Below are 20,926 nucleotides of genomic sequence, written 5' to 3'. Positions count from 1 at the left end.
ATTGTGCTAGTACGGGCGGTCCTCTGTCATATTATCATATGGTAAGAACGTCACAATTAACTAAGGAGGGAATGCACATGAACGAAATATTAAGAGCAATAGAACAAGAACAAATCAGAACTGATTTACCTCAATTTAACGTAGGTGACACTGTTAAGGTTCACGTAAAAGTTAAAGAAGGTACAAGAGAAAGAATACAAACTTTTGAAGGTACTGTAATAAAGAGACAAAATGGTGGATTAAGAGAAACTTTCACTGCAAGAAGAATAGCTTACGGTGTTGGTGTTGAAAGAACTTTCCCACTAAATGCTCCAATCATAGAAAAGATTGAAGTTACAAGAAGAGGTAAGGTAAGAAGAGCTAAGTTATTCTACCTAAGAAGCAGAGTAGGTAAGGCAGCTAAGGTTAAAGAAATAATCTAATACTTAAATTAAAAGACAGGGGCTAATTTAGCTCCGTTTTTTATTCTGCAATAAATTATATTTTTGATAAAGCGTATATAAGTATTGGTAGATAGTTTAAATTAATATATGGATAAAGAATAATTACGTCACATGCCAGATTTTCCATATGTAAATTCGTAAAACCTGGCAGATGAGCAAAGAAATTCGTTGAATAATGTCGCTTAAGCGGCTTTTTTATCATATATTAAAATTACATTTTAGATAAATGTATGGATAAGTATGAATAATAGAATTAATAATAGAATTATCAATAATAACGTAAGCAAAATTATAAAGTGGAAGAACATATTGCATATGGAGTTTTATATATAAAAAAGGCAGATGAGCAAAACCACTAATAAAAGACAGATATATGATTTCTTACATAAATTTTAGAGAAAACGAAATGCATATTTTACGGTAATATTTATAAGAAAGGGATGATTTTATGGCTATAAATTGGTTTCCAGGGCATATGGTAAAAACCAAAAGAGAAATAAAAGAAAATCTAAAATTAGTTGATGCAGTTATTGAAATAAGAGATGCCAGAATACCTAAATCTAGTGCTAATCCTGATATAGATGAGTTGTGTAAAGATAAGCCAAGATTAATATTACTTAATAAAAGTGATTTGACTGACAGCAAGGTTACGAGGGCTTGGATTAATTCACTAAAAAGCGAATCTATTAGGGCCATTGAAGTAAACTGTTTAAAGGGTGATGGAATAAAGAATATTAAACCAGCATTAATGGAACTACTCAAGGAGAAGCATGAAAGGTTAAAAGCAAAAGGCCTTGCAAAAATAATTACAAGAGTCATGGTAGTAGGTATTCCTAATGTAGGAAAATCAACCTTTATCAACAAGATGGCAAGAAATAACATAGCTAAGACTGGTGACAGACCAGGTGTTACTAAAAATAAGCAGTGGATAAAGACTTCTATAGGGATAGAGCTTCTTGATACTCCTGGTGTTCTTTGGCCAAAGTTTGAAGATGAAGAAGTAGCTTTAAATTTAGCTTTTACTGGAGCTATTAAGGATGAAATTATGGACACAGAAGAGCTTTCTCTAAAGCTTGTTGAAAGATTACAGAATACTAATCCTGAATTATTAAAAACAAGATATAAGTTAGACGAAGTAGCAGAGGAACCTATTGAAACACTTAATAGAATCGCTAGAAAAAGAGGTGCTATTGTTTCAGGAGGAGAAATAGATTATAACAGAATTGCTGCAATTATATTAGACGAGTTTAGAGGTGGAAAGATAGGTAATATTTCTTTAGAGACGCCTTGGAAAGAGGAAGATGTTGAAGGATAAAATTATCTATCTAAAAGAGAAATTGTCCGAGTTGAGCTTTAATGAGATTAAAGAACTAACTTCCACGATTACAATAAGTTTGAGTAAAAAGGAGGAGCTAGTAGAGTTAATTACTATTCTTTCTATGGACAAGAGGAAAAATGTTCTAGCTCTAGCTAAAAGAATTGAAAATGCGTTACTTAGAGAAGAAGCAGAGTTTAATAGAGTTAGAGAAATGTATTTGTTTGACAAAAGCTTCAGCAAGTTCAGATATGTTGCAGGAGTTGATGAGGTGGGGAGAGGTCCTTTGGCTGGTCCTATAGTTGGAGCTGCCGTAATACTAGATCTAAACAATCTTAATGATGTTATTCTTGGTATTAAAGATTCTAAAGCTTTAAGTGAGCAAAAAAGAGAAGAGCTAGATGTTATTATTAGAGAAAAAGCAATAGCTTTTAGTATTTCTGTTTGCACTAACAAAGAAATTGATACATTAGGGATTGCTCACTGTAATAATAAGATTTTTTTAGATGCATGTAGGACACTTCCTGTAGAACCTCAACTTGTTCTTTCTGATGGATATCCAGTTAGAAATCTAAATAAGCCTAACAAGTATATTATTAAAGGTGATGCTAAGAGTGCCTCTATAGCCTGTGCTTCAATCATTGCAAAAGTTTTTAGAGATAAACTTATGAAGGAATATGATGCTATATACCCTGGGTATGGCTTTAATGATAACGTTGGGTATGGAACTCAAAAACATATTGATGCTATACATAACATAGGTACTTGTGAGATTCATAGAATGTCTTTTCTTAATAATATTTTAAGTAAATAGAAAGCAGCGTAGAAGCTTGCTGTCATAATTTTGAGCAAAAACCTCCTTTTTCGAAAGGAGGTTTTTTTAATGAATATTATATTAGTGTTTTATTTACATAATAAAAAACTCTACAACTGCCACTATTACTATATATTTATATGATTCTATAAATATATATTTGTATGGTGACTATTAACTTTAACAAATTATTTATGAAATTAAGTGCCTATTTTTAAGTATAAATAAACTTTACTTTTTAGATATTTTAAAAGCTGTACTTCAACATAGCCTATTTTTAATAAAATCGTATTTATAAATAATATAGTTTTATTATTTTATAAAATATTGTAAAAGTCATCTAAATGCATCCTTGACTACATTTATTTCCGAAGATGTATTTTGATAATTTAAGTATACCTCTACTACATCAAATCGAATATTTATATCATACAAATAATTTTTTAAAATGTAAAATTGACACACTTTTTTGATTTTATTTGCTTTGGTTATTGATATTGCTTCAATGGGACTACCATAATCTGAAGTATATCTAGTTTTAACTTCTATAAAGCATAATATATCTTTATCCCATCCTATTATATCAATCTCTCCGTTTCTGGAGTTAAAGTTTCTTTCTAGTATTTTATAACCATCTTTAATGAGAAATTCTGCTGCTATATCTTCTCCGGTAGAACCGATTGATTTATTAAAGTTTTTCATAATAAATACCTCTAATTTATTAGTATATCTTTATTCTTGACAAGAAAATAAAAAAAGTTTGCTAAAGCGACTTTCTTTGTTTTTTTGCACATCTGTCATTTCTAAAATATAATTTTTCAAAGAATAAAAAAATGTTATTTAATAGAAAAATGGTCAATAATGACTAAAGAGGTGATAGCAGTGGCTACTAAAATAATAAGTGCTTCTTTCAACGGAATTGATGGAGAAGTTGTATATGTAGAAGTGGATATTAACAAAGGGTTGCCTTCATTTTCTATAGTAGGTCTTCCTGATATATCAGTAAAGGAATCAAAAGAGAGAGTTCGATCTGCCATAATAAATAGTGGATTTAAGTTTCCGCTTGGAAGAGTTGTCATTAACTTAGCGCCGGCAGATATAAAAAAGATAGGTACTTTACTAGACTTGCCAATTGCTGTAGCTATTCTGCTTGAGAGTGGTCAGATTGTCATGGCTGATACTAGTAAGTATATGTTAGTTGGAGAGTTATCTTTAAGCGGCGAGGTAAAAGCGGTGAATGGATGTTTACCTATTATAATAGAAGGAAAAAATCATAGAATAAATAACTATATTATACCAGAGCAAAATGTTGAAGAAACAATGCTGATTAAGAACAATAACATATTTACTTTTGCTAACCTAAAACAAGTGGCAGATTTCTTAATTTATGAAGATCAGTATCCAATAAAACTTACGAAATATGAAAAAATAACTTCTAATCATAATATAAAAGAAAACTTTAGTGATGTATTTGGAAATGAATCAGCAAAAAGAGCTTTAGAAATTGCTGCTGCTTCAAATCATAATATCATTTTATATGGACCAGCAGGATCTGGTAAAACTATGTTAGCAAGGAGATTACCATCTATTTTACCTGATTTAAGCTATGAAGAGTGTCTTGAAGTTACAAAGATATATAGTGTATCTGGCAACCTGAAGGACAAATCAGGAGTAATTAGTTATAGACCCTTCAGAAATCCTCATCATACTACACCTAAGAATACACTTATAGGTGGTGGTAGGGAGCTTACTATTGGTGAAATCAGTCTAGCCCATAGAGGAGTTTTGTTTTTGGATGAGTTATTGGAATTTGATAGAAGGATCTTAGAATGCTTAAGGGAACCCCTAGAAGATAAAGTTATAAGAATATCTAGACTTTCAGGCAAGGTAAGTTATCCTGCTGATTTCATTTTTATTTCAGCTATGAATACATGTCCATGTGGTAAAAGCAATGGAATTGACGGTGGAAGCTGTATATGCACTGATATAGAGAAACATAAGTATAGAAAGAGGCTTTCAAAAGCTATAGCTGATAGAATTGATTTGTATGTGCAAGTTGCTCAAGTGCCTTTCGATCAGCTGATGAAGGAAACTAAGAGAGAGAGTTCTGAAATCATTAAAGAAAGAGTAGAAAAAGCTAGAAAGATACAAAAAGATAGGTATAGTGAACTTGGAATACTTTTTAATTCTCAATTAGATCATAGTGATATAAAAAAATACATTAAACTAGATTGTGCTTGTATAAGTTTATTAGAACAAATATATGATAAATATCATATAAGTACAAGAGGATTAGATAAAATCTTAAAGGTATCAAGAACAATTGCTGATCTAAACAATCAGCAAGATATTAATAAGGCTACAATTGTTGAAGCATTAAACTATAGAAAATTTTTTGATGGAGAAATTATATAAAGGAGAAATAAATTTTGGATTTTTATAAGATTTGGTTTTCAATGCTCCCTGTTAGTGATAACATTAAGTTAAATTTGCTTAATGAGTACGAATCTGAAGAAAATATATTTAGAAATAAAGCTATATTTTCTCAAAGAAAATTTGTGAATAAGAACTTACTAAGTAGAGTTTCGGCTGATGATGCAAAAAGACTTTCAGAATATATGGTGAAAAATAAAATAAAGCTAATAACCTATAAAGAGTCCCGATATCCAACACTTTTAAGTCATATAAATTGTCCTCCTTATAGCCTTTTTTACAAAGGGGATATTGACATTTTAAATAAAAAGATTACTATAGCAATAGTAGGCTCTAGAAAATGTACCGGTTATGGAAGAGAAGCAACTAAGCTTATATGTAAGCAATTAAGCTCTTTTGATACATGTATAGTTAGTGGCGGTGCCTATGGCATAGATTCAGAAGCTCATAAAAGAACTTTGGAGAACAAAGGAGTCACCTGTGCAGTATTTGGTTGTGGTATAGATGTCATATATCCGGCTTATAATAAAATATTATATGAGAATATAGAGAATAATGGATGTATTGTCTCAGAGTTTCTGCCTGGAACTAGACCCTCACCATATAATTTTCCTAGAAGAAATAGGATAATTAGTGGATTATCTAAAGCAATTATAGTTGTAGAGGCTAACGAGAAAAGTGGTTCACTAATTACTGCCGACGTTGGATTAAATCAAGGTAGAGATGTATATGCAGTACCAGGCTCAATTTTTTCGCCTCAAAGTAAAGGAACGAATCAACTCATAGGAGAACATTATGAGGTAATTGCTTATGACATAGATAAATTGCTTGATAAACTGGGTTTATGTAGGAAGAAAAATAAAAAAATTAATGATAGCCTGAAAGCCCAGATTATGAGGTTATTAGATGATAAACCTATACATATCGATGAAATTATAAGAAACACAGATATTGACACCTCAACAATTTATGAGTTATTATTTGAAATGCAATTTAATAATGAAATTATGTGTATTTTAGGAAATTATTATGTTAAAAATAATTAAGACTAAGGGGGTGAACACTCCTAAGTTTTTAAGGAGTAAAAAATGGGTCAAAATCTTGTAATAGTAGAATCGCCTGCTAAGGCAAAAACAATAAGTAAATACTTAGGTAAAAATTATGTGGTTGAAGCATCAATGGGACATATTAGGGATTTGCCTAAGAGTCAACTTGGAGTTGATGTGGAAAACAATTATAATCCCAAATATATAACTATAAGAGGAAAAGGTGATCTTTTAGATAAGCTTAAAAAGCTTGCTAAAAAAAGTGATAAAATATTTTTGGCAACTGACCCTGATAGAGAAGGGGAAGCTATTTCTTGGCACCTTGCAAATATTTTAAAGATTCCAGATAAAGATAAATGTAGAGTTGAGTTTCATGAGATTACAAAGAATGCTGTTAAGACTTCTATAAAGAGCCCAAGAGTTATCAATCAAAACTTAGTTGATGCTCAACAAGCTAGAAGAGTACTTGATAGGCTAGTTGGTTATGAAATAAGCCCAATATTATGGAAAAATGTTAAATGGGGCTTGAGTGCTGGGAGAGTTCAATCTGCTGCTCTTAAACTGATTTGTGATAGAGAAGAAGAAATAAATAAATTTGAATCAAAAGAATATTGGACTGTTGATATTAAACTAGAAAAGAAAGATAAAAAGTTTAATGTGAAGATTGCAACTTTAAAAGGTAAGAAGTTCGAAATTTTCACCGAAGAAGAAGCAAATAAGACAATAGAAGAACTTAAACAGAATGAATTTGTAGTAAGTAAGGTAAAGAAAGGTACAAAGAACAAAAATCCTTTACCTCCATTCACTACAAGTACACTACAACAGGATGCTAGTAGAAAGCTTAATTTTCAAACAAAGAGAACTATGTCTATAGCTCAGCAATTATACGAAGGTATTGAAGTTAAAGGTTATGGAACTGTAGGACTTATAACATATATGAGAACGGATTCTGTTAGAATATCGAAAGAAGCTCAAGATAGTGCACTACAATATATAAACACTAATTACGGTGAAAAATATGCGCCAAAGGTTCCAAGAGTTTATAAGGGAAAGAAGAATATACAAGATGCCCATGAAGCTATAAGACCTTCAGTTATAGATATTACACCAGAAGTTGCAAAGGAAAATCTTTCAGCAGAACAGTACAAACTTTATAAACTTATTTGGGAAAGATTCATAGCAAGTCAAATGGAATCTTGTGTTCTCAACACAAATAGCATTGATATCACAAATGGAGAATATAAATTAAGAGCTAGTGGCTCTACTATAAAGTTTGATGGATTTATGAAAGTTTATGAATATACCACAGAGGAAGATGATGAAAGTGTATTACTTCCTGAAATAGAAGAAAATGAAGCTTTAAGTTATGATAGTATAGTTGGAAAACAACACTTCACTCAACCGCCTGCAAGATATACTGAGGCATCTTTTGTTAAGCTGTTAGAAGAGAAGGGGATTGGTAGACCAAGTACTTACGTACCTACTATTTCAACACTTCTTAGTAGAAAGTATATTCAAAGAGAAAAGAAAAATTTAATGGCTACTGAGCTTGGAATTATAGTAAATACTATAATGAGTGATTACTTTAAGCAAATAGTTGATGCAGACTTTACAGCAGATATGGAAAATAAGCTAGATTATATAGAAGAAGGAAAAGAAGAATGGACAAGAATTGTAGATGAATTCTTCAGTCCTCTTAGTGAAGCTATAGATAAAGCTGAAAAGGAAGTATCTAAAGTAGTAATTGAAGATAAAGTAAGTGATGTAAAGTGTGATAAGTGTGGAAGGATGATGGTAATAAAGCAAGGTAGATTTGGTAGCTTTTTAGCGTGCCCAGGCTATCCTGATTGCCAAAACACTAAACCTATTGTAGAAGAGATTGATGCAAAATGCCCTCTTTGTGGTGGTGGTGTAGTAATTAAGAAAAGTAAAAAAGGTAATAAGTTTTATGGATGTTCAAATTATCCGGAATGTTCTTTTGTAAGCTGGTATGAACCTGCAAAAGAAAATTGCAGTAACTGCGGTTCTCATATGGTTATCAAGTATAATAAAACAAAAGGTAAATTTATGGAGTGTACAAATAAAGAATGCGGTAATAAAGTTCCAATTCAAAACGAAGAAAAGTAGAATTATATGTCGAATTGGCTGAAAAGACTGTTGAAATAAGTGTTTTAGTATGTTAAGATAGACTTGAACAATTTAAACAATTTGAACAATTCAAAAAATTCAAAAAAATGTTTTCGGGGTTTTAATTTAATTATAGTAATGCTTAGTAGATTGCTATTGTGTGTGAGTAAGATGAGCCACTTCCAACATAGAGAAATTAGTATTTCTTTTAAATTAGTTTTTTAGATAATTAAAAAAATATTACATTTTAATAATCAAAGTGGCTCATTTTAAAGGATAGACCCTGTAATATAAACAGCGGTATTATGAGGAGGAATTTAATGTCAACTCTACTTAACAAAACAAGAATGTTAAATAAAATATTACAAAAATCTGGTACAGATCCTGTAGCCTTTGAAGATATTTGTAAATTGCTAAGTGAAGTTTTAGCATGCAACGTGTACATAGCTAGTAGAAAGGGAAAAATACTAGGATATACTTTTTCAGACAGTTTTGAATGTGACATAATGAAGAAAAAGATATTAGATGATAAAAGATTCCCAGAAGAATATAATAATAAGCTGTTGAATATTGGAGATACATTAGCGAACCTTCCAAACAAAGGACAATGTGTTTTTGATGGTGAAGGTGAATGCATGATGTCGGACAAGCTTTCCACCATAGTACCTATAGTAGGAAATAGAGAAAGACTAGGAACATTACTTCTTGCAAGATTTAAAGAACCTTTTACTGATGATGATCTAGTACTTATTGAGTATAGTGCAACTATAGTTGGTTTAGAAATTCTAAGATCTAAGCAAGATGAGATAGAAGATGAGGCTAGAAAAAAAGCTGTTGTTCAATTGGCTATTGGAACACTTTCTTATTCAGAGCTAGAGGCTGTAGAACACATTTTTGATGAACTAGATGGCAGTGAAGGCTTATTGGTTGCTTCAAAAATTGCGGACAAGGTTGGTATAACAAGATCTGTTATAGTAAATGCATTAAGAAAGTTTGAAAGCGCGGGAGTTATTGAATCTCGTTCATTAGGTATGAAGGGAACTCATATAAGAATCTTGAATGAGAAGTTACTTGATGAATTAAAGAAAATAAAATAGTCAATAATTTAAAGGAGGAAATGTCCTCCTTTTTTTACTGCATATAGTGTGATTTTTTGTTATCTATAGTATCCTTTACGGAAACTTAAAATGTTCGGTAATACCGGCTTCTGGGAATTATCGGACATATATATGTTGCAAGATGAAAATTTCGATATGATATTTAGGTAAGAACATCCATTAATATAAGATAACTAAAATATCCAAACTAGAATATAAAATAAAAATTATAGCGAGGTTTTAAATATGGATATTTTGATTCTTAATAAGATTGCTGGGCATGAAGATGATATAAACGAGTTAAAATCAGCTTTAAAAAAGACTAAAAACACAAGGTTATATAAAAGATATTCTGTTTTACTTAAGCATTTTGATGGATTTACAAATAGAAAAATAGCTGAAATGGAGAATCTAGAAGAACATACTGTTTCTACATATATAAAAAATTATAAATCAAAAGGAATAGATGGATTAAATATTGGCCACGGCGGCGGAGCGCAAAAGAAAATCAATTCACTTCAAGAGAAGCTCATTGTAGAAACTATAACTACAAAAACTCCAGAAGATGTAGGCTTCGAATCTAAAATGAATTGGACTATTGAATTAGTGAGGCAATGGGTTATTAAAGAATTTAATATAAATATGTCACATAGAGGAATAGCATATGTACTTCATAGATTAAATTTAAGTTATACTAGACCTACTTACGTCTTAGCGAAAGCTGATAAAGAAAAGCAAGAAATTTTTAAAAGTGACTTTAAAGCTTTAAAAAAAAATGCCTCAATGGCTTAGTTGATACCATCTTATTTGAAGATGAATCAATGATTAGAGATTATCAAGCAATTCAAAAGAGCTGGTTTATAAGAGGACAACAAAGGAAAATTCCTACGTTCGGTAAAAATGCAGGTGTTAAACTTATGGGAATATTGGATTACGAGACTGGTAACGTATATTGCGAGGAACATGAAAGATATGACGCTAAGATATTTAATGACTTTTAGAAAACGTACTTAAGCAGTATCCAAAAGGAAAAATTGTTGTGGTATTAGACAATGCTAAGATTCATCATGCAAAGCTGATTCAGCCATTTCTTAATAGAGTTAAAGATAGGCTTGAATTGATGTTTTTACCACCGTATAGTCCAGAAATGAATCTTATAGAGGGGTTATGGGGATGGCTAAAGGCATCTGTTATTAACAATGTCTTTTATAAATCTCTGCCACAAGTTAGAACTGCAATTCAAAAGTTTATAAGTAACATAAATAAGGTTCCTACTCAAACAATAGACAGGCTATGTGTTAGATTGTAGAAACCAATTTGCAATATATATATATAAATTAATAGTTGAAGTTGGTTCTCTATATATATAAACCTAGCGATATGAAAATTTTAGAGTAGCTGATTAGGGTAAACAGTAAATGATAAGATTTTGTCGTCAGCCAGAATTTTTTCACATATGTCCAGAAAAGACAGATACACAGCAAAGTTACTGAAGAACCTGTCGTTTTAGTGACTTTTTTTCCACATTAATTAATAAATTTACAAATTTATATTGCTTGACATTAAACCTTATGATATACTATCAAAGGTAAGAAAATACACACATTATCTAATTGTAAGAGTGGTGCCCTAATGGGAAGCTCTGAAAATATGATGATAGTGGAGGATACAACCAAATTTAGGAGGGACTTTTATGTCAGTTATTTCAATGAAACAATTATTAGAAGCTGGTGTTCATTTCGGACATCAAACAAGAAGATGGAACCCTAAGATGGCTCCTTATATATTCACAGAAAGAAACGGAATATATATAATAGATCTTCAAAAGACAGTTAAGAAAGTTGAAGAAGCTTATGACTTCATTAAAGAAGTAGCAACAGAAGGAAAAGATATATTATTTGTTGGTACTAAGAAACAAGCACAAGAAGCTATTCAAGAAGAAGGCGTTAGATCAAACATGCACTTCGTTAATAATAGATGGCTTGGTGGTATGCTAACTAACTTTAACACTATAAAGACAAGAATAAATAGATTAGCAGAAATCGAAAAGATGGAAGAAGACGGAACTTTCGACGTTTTACCTAAGAAAGAAGTTACAAACTTAAAGAATGAAATGGAAAAACTAGAAAAGAATCTTGGCGGTATCAGAAACTTAGATGCTACTAACATAGGTGCATTATTCGTTGTTGATCCAAGAAAAGAAAAAAATGCTATATCAGAAGCAAAGATTCTTGGTATACCAGTAGTAGCAATAGTTGATACTAACTGTGATCCAGATGAAGTTGATTATGTTATACCTGGAAATGATGATGCTATAAGAGCTGTAAAACTTATAACTGCAAAAATGGCTGATGCTATTATTGAAGGAAGACAAGGCGAACAATTAGCTGAATAATTATATACTAGGTAGATGAAGATAAACTTCATTTACCTTTTACATTAACATTTTAGGGAGGAATTAGCATGATAACTGCTCAAGCTGTTAAAGAATTAAGAGAAAGAACTGGCGCTGGTATGATGGACTGTAAGAAAGCTCTTACAGAAACAAACGGCGATATGGAAAAGGCTGTAGAAGTATTAAGAGAAAAGGGATTAGCTGCTGCTGCTAAAAAAGCTGGTAGAGTTGCTGCTGAAGGAATAGTTAAAACTTTTATATCAGAAGACAAGAAGAGTGCTGGTATAGTTGAAGTTAACTGTGAAACAGACTTCGTTGCTGCTAATGAAGAATTCGTAGGCTTTGCTGCTAAGTTAGCTGAAATGGCTTCTACTACAACAGTAGCAACTGTTGAAGAATTTGTTGCTCAAAAGTTTAACGAAGAGCAAACTGTACAAGAATTCTTAACTGCATTAATTGCTAAATTAGGCGAAAATATGTCAGTAAGAAGATTCCAAAAGTTCTCAGTTGAAAACGGAATAACTCAAAGCTACATCCATGGTGGTGGTAGAATTGGTGTTGTTGTAGAATTAGGTTGTGAAACTGCTAGCCCAGTTTTAGAAGAAGTAGCTAAGGAACTTTGTATGCAAGTTGCTGCTGCAAATCCTTTATTCTTAGATAAATCTAAAGTTGATACTGAATCTGTAGAAAAAGAAAGAGAAATATACAGAGTTCAAGCTTTAAATGAAGGAAAGCCTGAAAAGATCGTTGACAAGATGGTTGAAGGAAGAATTCAAAAATACTATAAAGAAGTATGTTTAGTTGAACAACCATGGGTTAAAGATGGCGATAAGACTATAACTAAATACTTACAAGAGAAGTCTAAAGAAGTTGGTTCTCCAATCAATATCAATACTTTCGTTAGATATGAAAGAGGAGAAGGTATAGATAAGAAAGAAGAAAACTTTGCAGAAGAAGTTGCAAAGCAAGTTCAAGGGAAATAGAAATACAAAAGAGAACACACCGTGTTCTCTTTTTTTAAAAAAATAAATATATAATACATGGTGGAGGTTGTGTAATGGAAGCTAAATATAGAAGAGTAATACTTAAACTTTCTGGAGAAGCTCTAGCTGGTGACAATGGATTTGGAATCGATTTTAATGTTGCAACAAGAATTGCTAGTGAGATAAAAGAGCTTATCGATATGGGAGTTGAAGTAGGTGCTGTAGTAGGTGGCGGAAACATATGGAGAGGCAGAAGTGGTGAAGGAATGGATAGAACAACTGCTGATTATATGGGTATGCTTGCCACTTGTATAAATGCACTTGCACTTCAAGATTCATTAGAGGGATTAGGTGTGTTAACTAGAGTTCAAACAGCAATAGAAATGAAAGAAGTTGCTGAACCTTTTATAAGAAGAAGAGCGATGAGACATCTTGAAAAAGGTAGAGTTGTAATATTTGCAGCTGGAACAGGTAACCCATACTTCTCAACTGATACAACTGCAGCATTAAGAGCAGCAGAAATTGAAGCTGATGTTATACTACTTGCTAAAAAAGTAGATGGAGTATACGATAAGGATCCTCATAAGTACAATGATGCGAAGAAATATGATACTTTATCATATATTCAAGTACTAGAGCAAGGCCTTCAAGTTATGGATTCGACAGCGACCTCACTATGCATGGATAATAATATTCCAATACTTGTATTCGGCCTAGATGAGCCAGGTAATATTAAAAAAGCCGCATGCGGTGAAAAAATAGGAACTTTAGTTTGCGATAAATAAGGAGGTTTATGATGATTAAGGATATTATAAAGGCTTCTGAAGATAAGATGAAAAAAACTATTGTTGTTTTAGATTCAGAGCTTAAGACTATGAAAGCAGGAAGAGCTAACCCTACTATGCTTGATAGAATTCAAGTTGATTACTATGGAAGCATGTGTCCTCTAAATCAAGTTGCTAATATTTCTGCACCAGAACCAAGAATGCTTGTTATTACTCCTTGGGAAAAACCACTTCTAAAAGAAATAGAGAAGGCTATATTAAAATCAGATTTAGGAATTAATCCTACAAATGATGGTACTATAATAAGGCTTTTAGTTCCAGAACTTACTGAAGAAACTAGAAAGAATTTAGTTAAGAATGTAAAAAAAGCTGGAGAAGAGGCTAAAGTTGCTTTAAGATCAATTAGAAGAGATTCAAATGATAAAATTAAAGCCCTTAAGAAAGATGGAGATGTGTCAGAAGATCAAATCAAGAAGGCTGAGGATGATATACAAAAGGTTACTGATAGCTATGTAAAAGAAATAGATAAAATGGTAGCAGATAAGGAAAAAGAAATTATGACAGTTTAAACCTGCTTCTTTAGCAGGTTTTTTATTCTTTAGGAAACAGGATAACTTAATTTTATAAACCTTTTATAGGAGTGTAGATAGTATGTTTGAGCTCTTTAGAAAAAGAAGAAAAGATATTGATGATAATATCAGTATAGACCATGATAATATTCCAAAACACATTGCAATAATAATGGATGGTAACGGTAGATGGGCTAAACAGAGAAATCTTCCTAGAACAGTTGGTCATAAAGCTGGTGTTGAAACCATAAGAAGAGTAATTAAAGAATGTGATAAATTAGGTGTTAAGTACTTAACGCTATATGCCTTTTCCACTGAAAATTGGAAAAGACCTAAGGATGAAGTTAGTGCATTGATGGATCTTTTAGTTGAATACTTAAAGAAGGAATTTGATGAATTAAATAAAAGTAATGTGGTTATAAATCACATAGGAGATATATCAAAGCTTCCTGATAAATGCAGTAGAGAACTTATAAGCGCATACGAGAAAACTAAAAATAATACTGGAATAGTTCTTAATTTAGCGCTGAACTATGGTGGCAGATCAGAAATAATAGATGGAGTAAAAAAAATAGCACAAGATATTCAAGATGGACGTATTGGAATAGAAGATATTAATGAAAATATTGTTTCGTCATATATGTACACTAAAGATATGCCAGATCCAGATTTAATAATTAGACCAAGTGGAGAGCAAAGATTAAGCAACTTCTTATTATGGCAGTGTGCTTATTCTGAGTTTTGGTATTCAAATATAAATTGGCCTGATTTTTCAGAGTCAGATCTTCATAAGGCTATTTATGATTATCAAAATAGAGACAGAAGGTATGGCGGCATAAAATAACTGAGGTGATATTATGAAATCTAATAATAGATATCTGGGTGCGGTAATAATTGCTCCGATATTAATATTTATATTCTTAGGTGGAGTATATTTAAAATACTTTACTATTCTACTTTCCGCTGTGGGAATGTATGAATTCTATAAGACCATGAAAGCTAAGGATTTTAATCCAATATGGCCAGTAGGCTATGTGCTTTTGATATGCTATTATTTCCTTAATAACGATATTGAAAAGCTGATGTATCTTTTAATAGTAGCTTTATTAGTGTTGCTATGTATTCCGGTTATAAATACAAAATATACATTTATAGATGTGGCGCTTACTATTTTAGGCTTCATGTATGTAGGCGTGTTCTTTAGCTTTATATATCTTATTAATTTGATGCCTAATGGAAAGTTTTTGGTTTGGTTAATCTTTTTAGCTTCTTGGCTTTGCGATACCGTAGCCTATTATACAGGTAAGTATTTAGGGAAAAGAAAACTTTGTCCAAAGGTTAGTCCTAAGAAGACAGTGGCAGGGTCCATAGGAGGGTTATTAGGAAGTACTTTAGCTTTAACGGTTTATGGTTTTGCTATTAACCCATATGTACATACAATTCCTTTATATCATTATATAATAATAGGAATACTATGCGGAGTTTTCTGTCAGTTTGGTGATTTGGTAGCATCATCAATAAAAAGATATGTAGGAATAAAAGATTATAGCAATCTTATACCAGGACATGGAGGAGTACTTGATAGATTTGATAGTATATTATTTGCATCAACCATAATATATTTATATCTTCATATTGTACTTTCAATGTAAAACTTAATATTTAGCAAAGGTCATTTTATTATAGCTTACAATGCATGATTATGTGTTGTAAGCTATTTTTTATTTCTTAAGGAAGTGGAAAAATTAGTGTTTTTATATCTTTTATTAGTTTAAATTTCTAAAACTTAACTGATTAATAAATATTTTAATAATATAAAATTAATCGCATTAATATAATTAAGTAAAGAAATTAAACATGTTAAGAGGAAGCTAAATGTTAAAAGAATATTCTAAACTAATCCAATTGCTTATTTTATTGTTTGTAGTAGTTTTCATATCTTTTGTAATCAAGAATTATTTTAATCCATTTCTTTATATTGTTGTCCTGTATTTGTTGGCCAAGCCTTTACAAAAGTTTTTTTTAAAAGTTACAAATTCATTTAAATTATCTGCAGCTTTTAGTATAATTGTATTAAATTTACTTTTATTTGTTGTTGTTTTTTATTTAAGCAATAATATAATTGTAGTTTTTCAAAAATATGTACTTATAAATATAGACAAGCTACGTTCCTTTTATAATGATTTTTTAAATTTAGTTACGGTTAGTAATAATAATCCTGGGGGGCATATTGGAAACAGTATCATAGACGGTTCCATCATAAAAAAAGGAGCGTTATATACCTCTGAGAGTATTGTATCTTATGTAATAGCTAATATTTGCGTTTATTTTGTTTTAGTAGATGAATTTATGATAAGGAGACTTTTCTATGTCCTTCTGCCAAAAAATATAGTGCTCAATGTTGGACAATCAATAAGCAAATTAAAAAAGCTTGCTGTAATAGAAGTAATGCTTGCTTTATTTAGCACAGTAGAGACATTTTTTGGCTTTATATTTTTTAAGGTACCAGAACCATTTCTGTTAGCTTTAATATGTGGAGCACTTGATATATTACCTTACGTTGGAACTATTATTGTATTTATTCCACTAATAATATACAATATTGTATTAAAGGAATATTTTATAGCCATTGGGCTTGTAATATTATATATCTTAATTCAAATAAATCGAGAAATTCTTGAAACTAAGTTTATTGGAGATAGACTAGATATACATCCTATACTTGCCTTATTGTCAATATATATAGGTGTCAAACTATTTGGTGTTATAGGTATAATATCTGGTCCTCTTTATGTATTACTAGCTAAAAATATAATAATCAGTTCAACTCAGGAGGAATTTACATGAAAAATATAGCTATACTAGGGGCAACTGGTTCTATAGGAACTCAAACTTTAGAGGTGTTGAGATTTCATAAAGATGAATTCAAACTAATTGGGGTTAGTGCAAATAGAAGTGCAGATAGTATTATAACAATAATAAAAGAATTTAATCCGAAGGTAGTGGCTATGACTGACTACGATGCATATAACAAAGTTTTGGATTATTGTACTAAAGAAGGGTATGATATAGAGGTATACTTTGGAATAGAGGGATTAAATAAAGTTGCAACAAACAAAAGTGTTGATACTGTTGTGACTTCAGTAGTTGGTATGATAGGTCTAGAGCCTACTTTAAATGCCATTTGGGCTGGCAAAACTATAGCCTTAGCTAACAAGGAAACCTTGGTGGTAGCTGGTGAGCTAGTTATGGAGGAGGCAAGAAAAAATAACGTTAACATACTTCCGGTTGATTCGGAGCACAGCGCTATATTTCAAAGTCTTCAAGGCAATAGTATGAATAAGATAGATAAAATACTACTTACAGCGTCAGGAGGGCCTTTTAGAGGAAAAGATTTAGAATATTTAGAAAAGGTTTCAGTTGAAGATGCCTTAAAGCATCCTAACTGGTCTATGGGACCTAAAATTACAATTGACTCATCTACACTTATGAATAAAGGACTTGAGGTAATAGAAGCTCACTGGCTCTTTGATTGCGATTATGACAAAATTGAAGTTGTAGTTCATCCTCAGTCGGTGATACATTCTATGGTTCAATATGAAGATGGTGCTATAATTGCTCAGCTTGGAACTCCAGATATGAAGCTTCCTATCCAATACGCATTGAATTACCCAGATAGAAAGAGTAATATAGGAGGAACCTTAGATTTTAAAACTTTGAGTAAAATTACATTTGAAACTCCAGATCTTAAAACTTTTAAATGTTTAGAGCTTGCATTTAGAGCTGGTAGAATAGGTAAGCTTATGCCATGTATACTTAATGCTGCAAATGAAGCATGTGTAAGTTTATTTTTGAATAAAAAGATTAGTTACTTAGAAATTGCGGATATAGTTGAAGAATGTATGAATAATTTTGATTATAATAAGGAAGTAACATTACATAGTGTTAATAATATGGATAAAGAAGTAAGAGACTATGTATTTAATAAGTATGAATAGGAGGAAATGTTGTGTATATAATTTTTGCGATTATAGCATTTAGTTTGTTGATATTGATTCATGAAGTTGGCCATTTTACATTGGCTAAGCTTAATGGTGTAAAGGTAGATGAATTTTCTATAGGAATGGGGCCGAAACTTTTTAGTATAAAAGGAAAAGAAACTGAATACATGATTAAAGCTTTGCCTATAGGTGGATATGTTAAGATGTATGGTGAAGAAGAGACCACCAATGATAGCAGAGGTTTTATGTCAAAATCTCCGTTACAAAGAATATCTATAATATTTGCAGGTGCATTTATGAATTATGTGCTTGCCATAGTTTTATTCAGTATTTTCACTTTTCATTCAGGTTACGCATTACTTACTGTAAATGAAACTGTTAAGGATTCGCCAGCAGCTAAAGCAGGAATGCTTAAAGGTGATGAAATAATTAAGGTAAACAACAAGACCCTGTTAACTAAGGATGACTTAACCTATGAAATAGCAACTTCTAAAGGAAAAGCTGTAGATGTTTTGGTTAAGAGAGGTAATGAGAATAAAGAATTTAGTATAGTTCCTATGAAAAGCGATGAAGGAATGTTGATGATAGGTATTAGTAATCAATATGTGCAGAATCCAAGTATACTTGAAAGTGTTAAGTATAGTTTTAAAGGAACAGCTTCTTGGGTAAAACAGACTTTTTATGCATTGAAGAGTATATTTACTGGTAAAGCTAACCTTAAAACTGATGTTGGTGGACCTGTTACAATTGTTAAAATGACAGGTACAGCTGCCAAAAGTGGAATAATAACACTTATATGGTTTACTGCATATTTAAGCGTACAGCTTGCTGTGTTTAACCTTCTTCCGTTTCCAGCTCTTGATGGAGGATGGATTATTATGTTATTATTTGAACTGATAACAAGAAAGAAAGTTCCGGATAAAGTAGTGGGAGCACTGAACTTTGTAGGATTTTCACTGCTTATGTTATTAATGTTATTGGTTACAGTTAAAGATATATTGTTCCCAGTTAGTTTATAGGAGATGATTATTATGGACAGAATGCAAACGAAGAAAGTAAGAGTGGGAAGTATATATGTAGGCGGAGATGCTCCAGTATCAGTGCAGTCTATGACAAATACAGATACAAGGGATGTAAAGAGTACCGTTGATCAGATAAAAAGACTTGAGGAAGCTGGATGTGATATAGTTAGGTGTGCAGTTCCTGATATGGAAGCTGCCTTAGCTATCAAGGATATAGTTAAAGATATAAATATCCCTTTAGTTGCGGATATTCACTTTGACTACAGATTAGCGCTAGAAGCTATAAAAAATGGTGTTTCTGCATTAAGAATTAATCCAGGTAATATTGGAAGTGCAGATAGAGTTAGAATGGTGGCAGAAGCGGCTAAACTAAGAGAAATACCTATAAGAATAGGAGTGAATTCCGGTTCCCTTGAAAAAGAACTATTGAAGAAATACGGAAGTCCAACTTCGGAGGCTCTAGTTCAAAGCGCATTAGGACATGTGAAAATATTAGAGGATATGGATTTTGATGATATTGTAATTTCTATAAAGTCTGCAGATGTTATAAAGATGATTGATAGTTATAGGCTGATGGCTGAAAAAGTTAATTATCCCCTTCATTTAGGTGTTACAGAAGCAGGAACTATTTGGAGAGGTACCATTAAGTCAAGTATCGGAATAGGAACTTTACTTTCTGAAGGAATTGGAGATACTATCAGGGTGTCTCTTACTGGAGATCCTGTTGAAGAAATAAAAGTAGGTCGTGAAATACTGAAAACCTTTGGCTATGTGAATTCTGGAATCCAATTTATATCATGTCCTACTTGCGGCAGGACAAAAATTGATCTGATTAATATAGCTGAAGAGGTTGAGAGTAAGTTAGCTTCTTGTAAGAAAAATATAAAGGTAGCTATAATGGGATGTGTAGTTAATGGTCCTGGAGAAGCAAAAGAGGCAGATATAGGAATAGCAGGTGGCAATGGTGAAGGGCTTATATTTAAAAAGGGTGAAATAGTTAGAAAAGTAAGCGAAAAAGATCTTGTTACCGAATTGATTAAAGAAATAGAAAATTACTAAAATATAATTATCATGTCTTTGATAAAGATATATATCTTTGAAATAACTTAGAGTTAAATTTGATAATTTATGCGTAATTATATAGATGTTCTAAATATTTATTAGATTATCACTGGTAAAAGGTAATATAAAGTTGGATTTTAGACTAATATAAAATAGTACTTGTAATCCAATAATTACTATGTTATGATTAGAATAGTAGATTATTTACAATGGAGCATGTTAAGAGTGGGCAGAGTAGTCCGCTCTTTCTATTTGTAAACGCAACTTGTTGAAAGTTGCGTTTTTGCTTAATAATCAATACAGATTTATTGATATGGGAATACTAATAAAAATTTGCTAGGTGTTTAAAGGAGGATAGATATGAAAAAAGACGCACTTTTAGAAAATTTAAATAACCTTTGCAAGCCTATTGTAGATGAACTTGGGTATGAACTTTATTATGTAGAGTTTGTGAAGGAAAATAATGAGTTTTACTTAAGGATATATATTGATAAACCAGAAGGTATATCTTTAGAAGATTGTGAAAAAGTAAGTAGAAGAATGAGTGATATGTTAGATGAAAAGGATCCTATAACAGATCCATATTATTTAGAAGTTTCTTCACCAGGTCTAAATAGGCAACTTTTTACCGAAGAGCACTACAATAGATATGTAGGTTCAGAAGTGTTTGTAAAGTTTGCAAAGTCTATAAGTGGTAAAAAGAATATAAAAGGTATATTAACAGAAGTAACTGAGGATGCACTAGTTATAACTGAGAACAGTGAACAATTTACTGTTCCAAAAGATAAAGTAAAGTCTGTAAACATCGAAGGGGAGATTTAGTAAGGAGGGTTC

Annotated in this window: 19 protein-coding genes and 1 pseudogene; 19 read left to right on the top strand and 1 reads right to left on the bottom strand. The window is 31.4% G+C overall.

Annotation, left to right across the window (positions count from 1 at the left end; all coding sequences use genetic code 11):
• Positions 1-77 precede the first annotated feature (77 nt).
• The 3 genes from rplS (at position 78) to C1I91_RS17110 (ending at position 2,572) form a co-directional block, all read left to right on the top strand.
• Positions 78-422, top strand: coding sequence for a 50S ribosomal protein L19 (gene rplS / locus C1I91_RS17120; RefSeq protein WP_128213954.1), 345 nt, complete (start codon positions 78-80; stop codon positions 420-422).
• 469 nt (positions 423-891) lie between these two features.
• Entirely contained in the window at positions 892-1,758 is an 867-nt protein-coding gene (ylqF, locus tag C1I91_RS17115) for a ribosome biogenesis GTPase YlqF (RefSeq protein ID WP_128213953.1), read from the top strand.
• Complete coding sequence (locus C1I91_RS17110) at positions 1,748-2,572, top strand: ribonuclease HII (protein ID WP_238475814.1); 825 nt, start codon at positions 1,748-1,750, stop codon at positions 2,570-2,572. The genes ylqF and C1I91_RS17110 overlap by 11 nt, the downstream gene beginning before the upstream one ends.
• A 336-nt stretch (positions 2,573-2,908) precedes the next feature.
• Here C1I91_RS17110 and C1I91_RS17105 read toward each other — a convergent pair whose 3' ends face one another.
• Positions 2,909-3,274, bottom strand: coding sequence for a YraN family protein (locus tag C1I91_RS17105; RefSeq protein ID WP_128213951.1), 366 nt, complete (start codon positions 3,272-3,274; stop codon positions 2,909-2,911).
• Positions 3,275-3,454: 180 nt separating this feature from the next.
• Here C1I91_RS17105 and C1I91_RS17100 point away from each other — a divergent pair, with 180 nt between their 5' ends.
• The 16 genes and pseudogenes from C1I91_RS17100 to rimP all read left to right on the top strand — a co-directional run bounded on the left by C1I91_RS17100 (position 3,455) and on the right by rimP (position 20,914).
• The gene (locus C1I91_RS17100; protein WP_128213950.1) at positions 3,455-4,987 is read left to right on the top strand and encodes a YifB family Mg chelatase-like AAA ATPase; all 1,533 of its coding nucleotides are present in this window, start codon (positions 3,455-3,457) and stop codon (positions 4,985-4,987) included.
• 14 nt (positions 4,988-5,001) lie between these two features.
• On the top strand, positions 5,002-6,051 hold the full coding sequence (gene dprA, locus C1I91_RS17095; RefSeq protein ID WP_238475813.1) for a DNA-processing protein DprA: 1,050 nt from the start codon (positions 5,002-5,004) through the stop codon (positions 6,049-6,051).
• A 42-nt stretch (positions 6,052-6,093) separates the two neighbouring features.
• Positions 6,094-8,178, top strand: a complete 2,085-nt coding sequence (gene topA / locus C1I91_RS17090; RefSeq protein WP_128213949.1) for a type I DNA topoisomerase — start codon at positions 6,094-6,096, stop codon at positions 8,176-8,178.
• 320 nt (positions 8,179-8,498) lie between these two features.
• Entirely contained in the window at positions 8,499-9,275 is a 777-nt protein-coding gene (codY, locus tag C1I91_RS17085) for a GTP-sensing pleiotropic transcriptional regulator CodY (protein ID WP_128213948.1), read from the top strand.
• A 246-nt stretch (positions 9,276-9,521) separates the two neighbouring features.
• A pseudogene (locus C1I91_RS17080) lies at positions 9,522-10,584 on the top strand (IS630 family transposase).
• A 384-nt stretch (positions 10,585-10,968) separates the two neighbouring features.
• Positions 10,969-11,670 carry a 30S ribosomal protein S2 gene (gene rpsB, locus C1I91_RS17075; RefSeq protein WP_128213947.1) on the top strand — a complete coding sequence of 234 codons (702 nt, stop codon included), beginning with the start codon at positions 10,969-10,971 and terminating at the stop codon, positions 11,668-11,670.
• 68 nt (positions 11,671-11,738) lie between these two features.
• Positions 11,739-12,653, top strand: coding sequence for a translation elongation factor Ts (gene tsf / locus C1I91_RS17070; RefSeq protein ID WP_128213946.1), 915 nt, complete (start codon positions 11,739-11,741; stop codon positions 12,651-12,653).
• Positions 12,654-12,727: 74 nt separating this feature from the next.
• Complete coding sequence (gene pyrH, locus C1I91_RS17065; RefSeq protein WP_128213945.1) at positions 12,728-13,438, top strand: UMP kinase; 711 nt, start codon at positions 12,728-12,730, stop codon at positions 13,436-13,438.
• 11 nt (positions 13,439-13,449) lie between these two features.
• Positions 13,450-14,007: a ribosome recycling factor gene (gene frr, locus C1I91_RS17060; protein ID WP_128213944.1), complete on the top strand. Its 558-nt coding sequence runs from the start codon at positions 13,450-13,452 to the stop codon at positions 14,005-14,007.
• 82 nt (positions 14,008-14,089) lie between these two features.
• Positions 14,090-14,851 carry an isoprenyl transferase gene (locus C1I91_RS17055; RefSeq protein ID WP_128213943.1) on the top strand — a complete coding sequence of 254 codons (762 nt, stop codon included), beginning with the start codon at positions 14,090-14,092 and terminating at the stop codon, positions 14,849-14,851.
• A 13-nt stretch (positions 14,852-14,864) separates the two neighbouring features.
• Positions 14,865-15,659: a phosphatidate cytidylyltransferase gene (locus tag C1I91_RS17050; protein WP_128213942.1), complete on the top strand. Its 795-nt coding sequence runs from the start codon at positions 14,865-14,867 to the stop codon at positions 15,657-15,659.
• A 223-nt stretch (positions 15,660-15,882) separates the two neighbouring features.
• A complete protein-coding gene (locus tag C1I91_RS17045) occupies positions 15,883-16,854 on the top strand; it encodes an AI-2E family transporter (protein WP_128213941.1) in 972 nt (323 codons plus the stop codon).
• Entirely contained in the window at positions 16,851-18,005 is a 1,155-nt protein-coding gene (dxr, locus tag C1I91_RS17040) for a 1-deoxy-D-xylulose-5-phosphate reductoisomerase (RefSeq protein ID WP_128213940.1), read from the top strand. The genes C1I91_RS17045 and dxr overlap by 4 nt, the downstream gene beginning before the upstream one ends.
• Before the next feature lie 11 nt (positions 18,006-18,016).
• Positions 18,017-19,027 (top strand): RIP metalloprotease RseP, encoded by a 1,011-nt coding sequence (gene rseP / locus C1I91_RS17035; protein WP_128213939.1) that lies wholly within the window; start codon positions 18,017-18,019, stop codon positions 19,025-19,027.
• 12 nt (positions 19,028-19,039) lie between these two features.
• Positions 19,040-20,089, top strand: a complete 1,050-nt coding sequence (gene ispG, locus C1I91_RS17030; RefSeq protein ID WP_128213938.1) for a flavodoxin-dependent (E)-4-hydroxy-3-methylbut-2-enyl-diphosphate synthase — start codon at positions 19,040-19,042, stop codon at positions 20,087-20,089.
• Positions 20,090-20,452: 363 nt separating this feature from the next.
• On the top strand, positions 20,453-20,914 hold the full coding sequence (rimP, locus tag C1I91_RS17025) for a ribosome maturation factor RimP (protein ID WP_128213937.1): 462 nt from the start codon (positions 20,453-20,455) through the stop codon (positions 20,912-20,914).
• Positions 20,915-20,926: the final 12 nt, after the last annotated feature.

This window comes from Clostridium manihotivorum (assembly GCF_004015185.1).
Lineage (GTDB): Bacteria > Bacillota > Clostridia > Clostridiales > Clostridiaceae > Clostridium_AR > Clostridium_AR manihotivorum.
The sequence above is the reverse complement of the archived record's forward strand: the minus strand, read 5'-3'. Positions and strand labels throughout refer to the sequence as shown.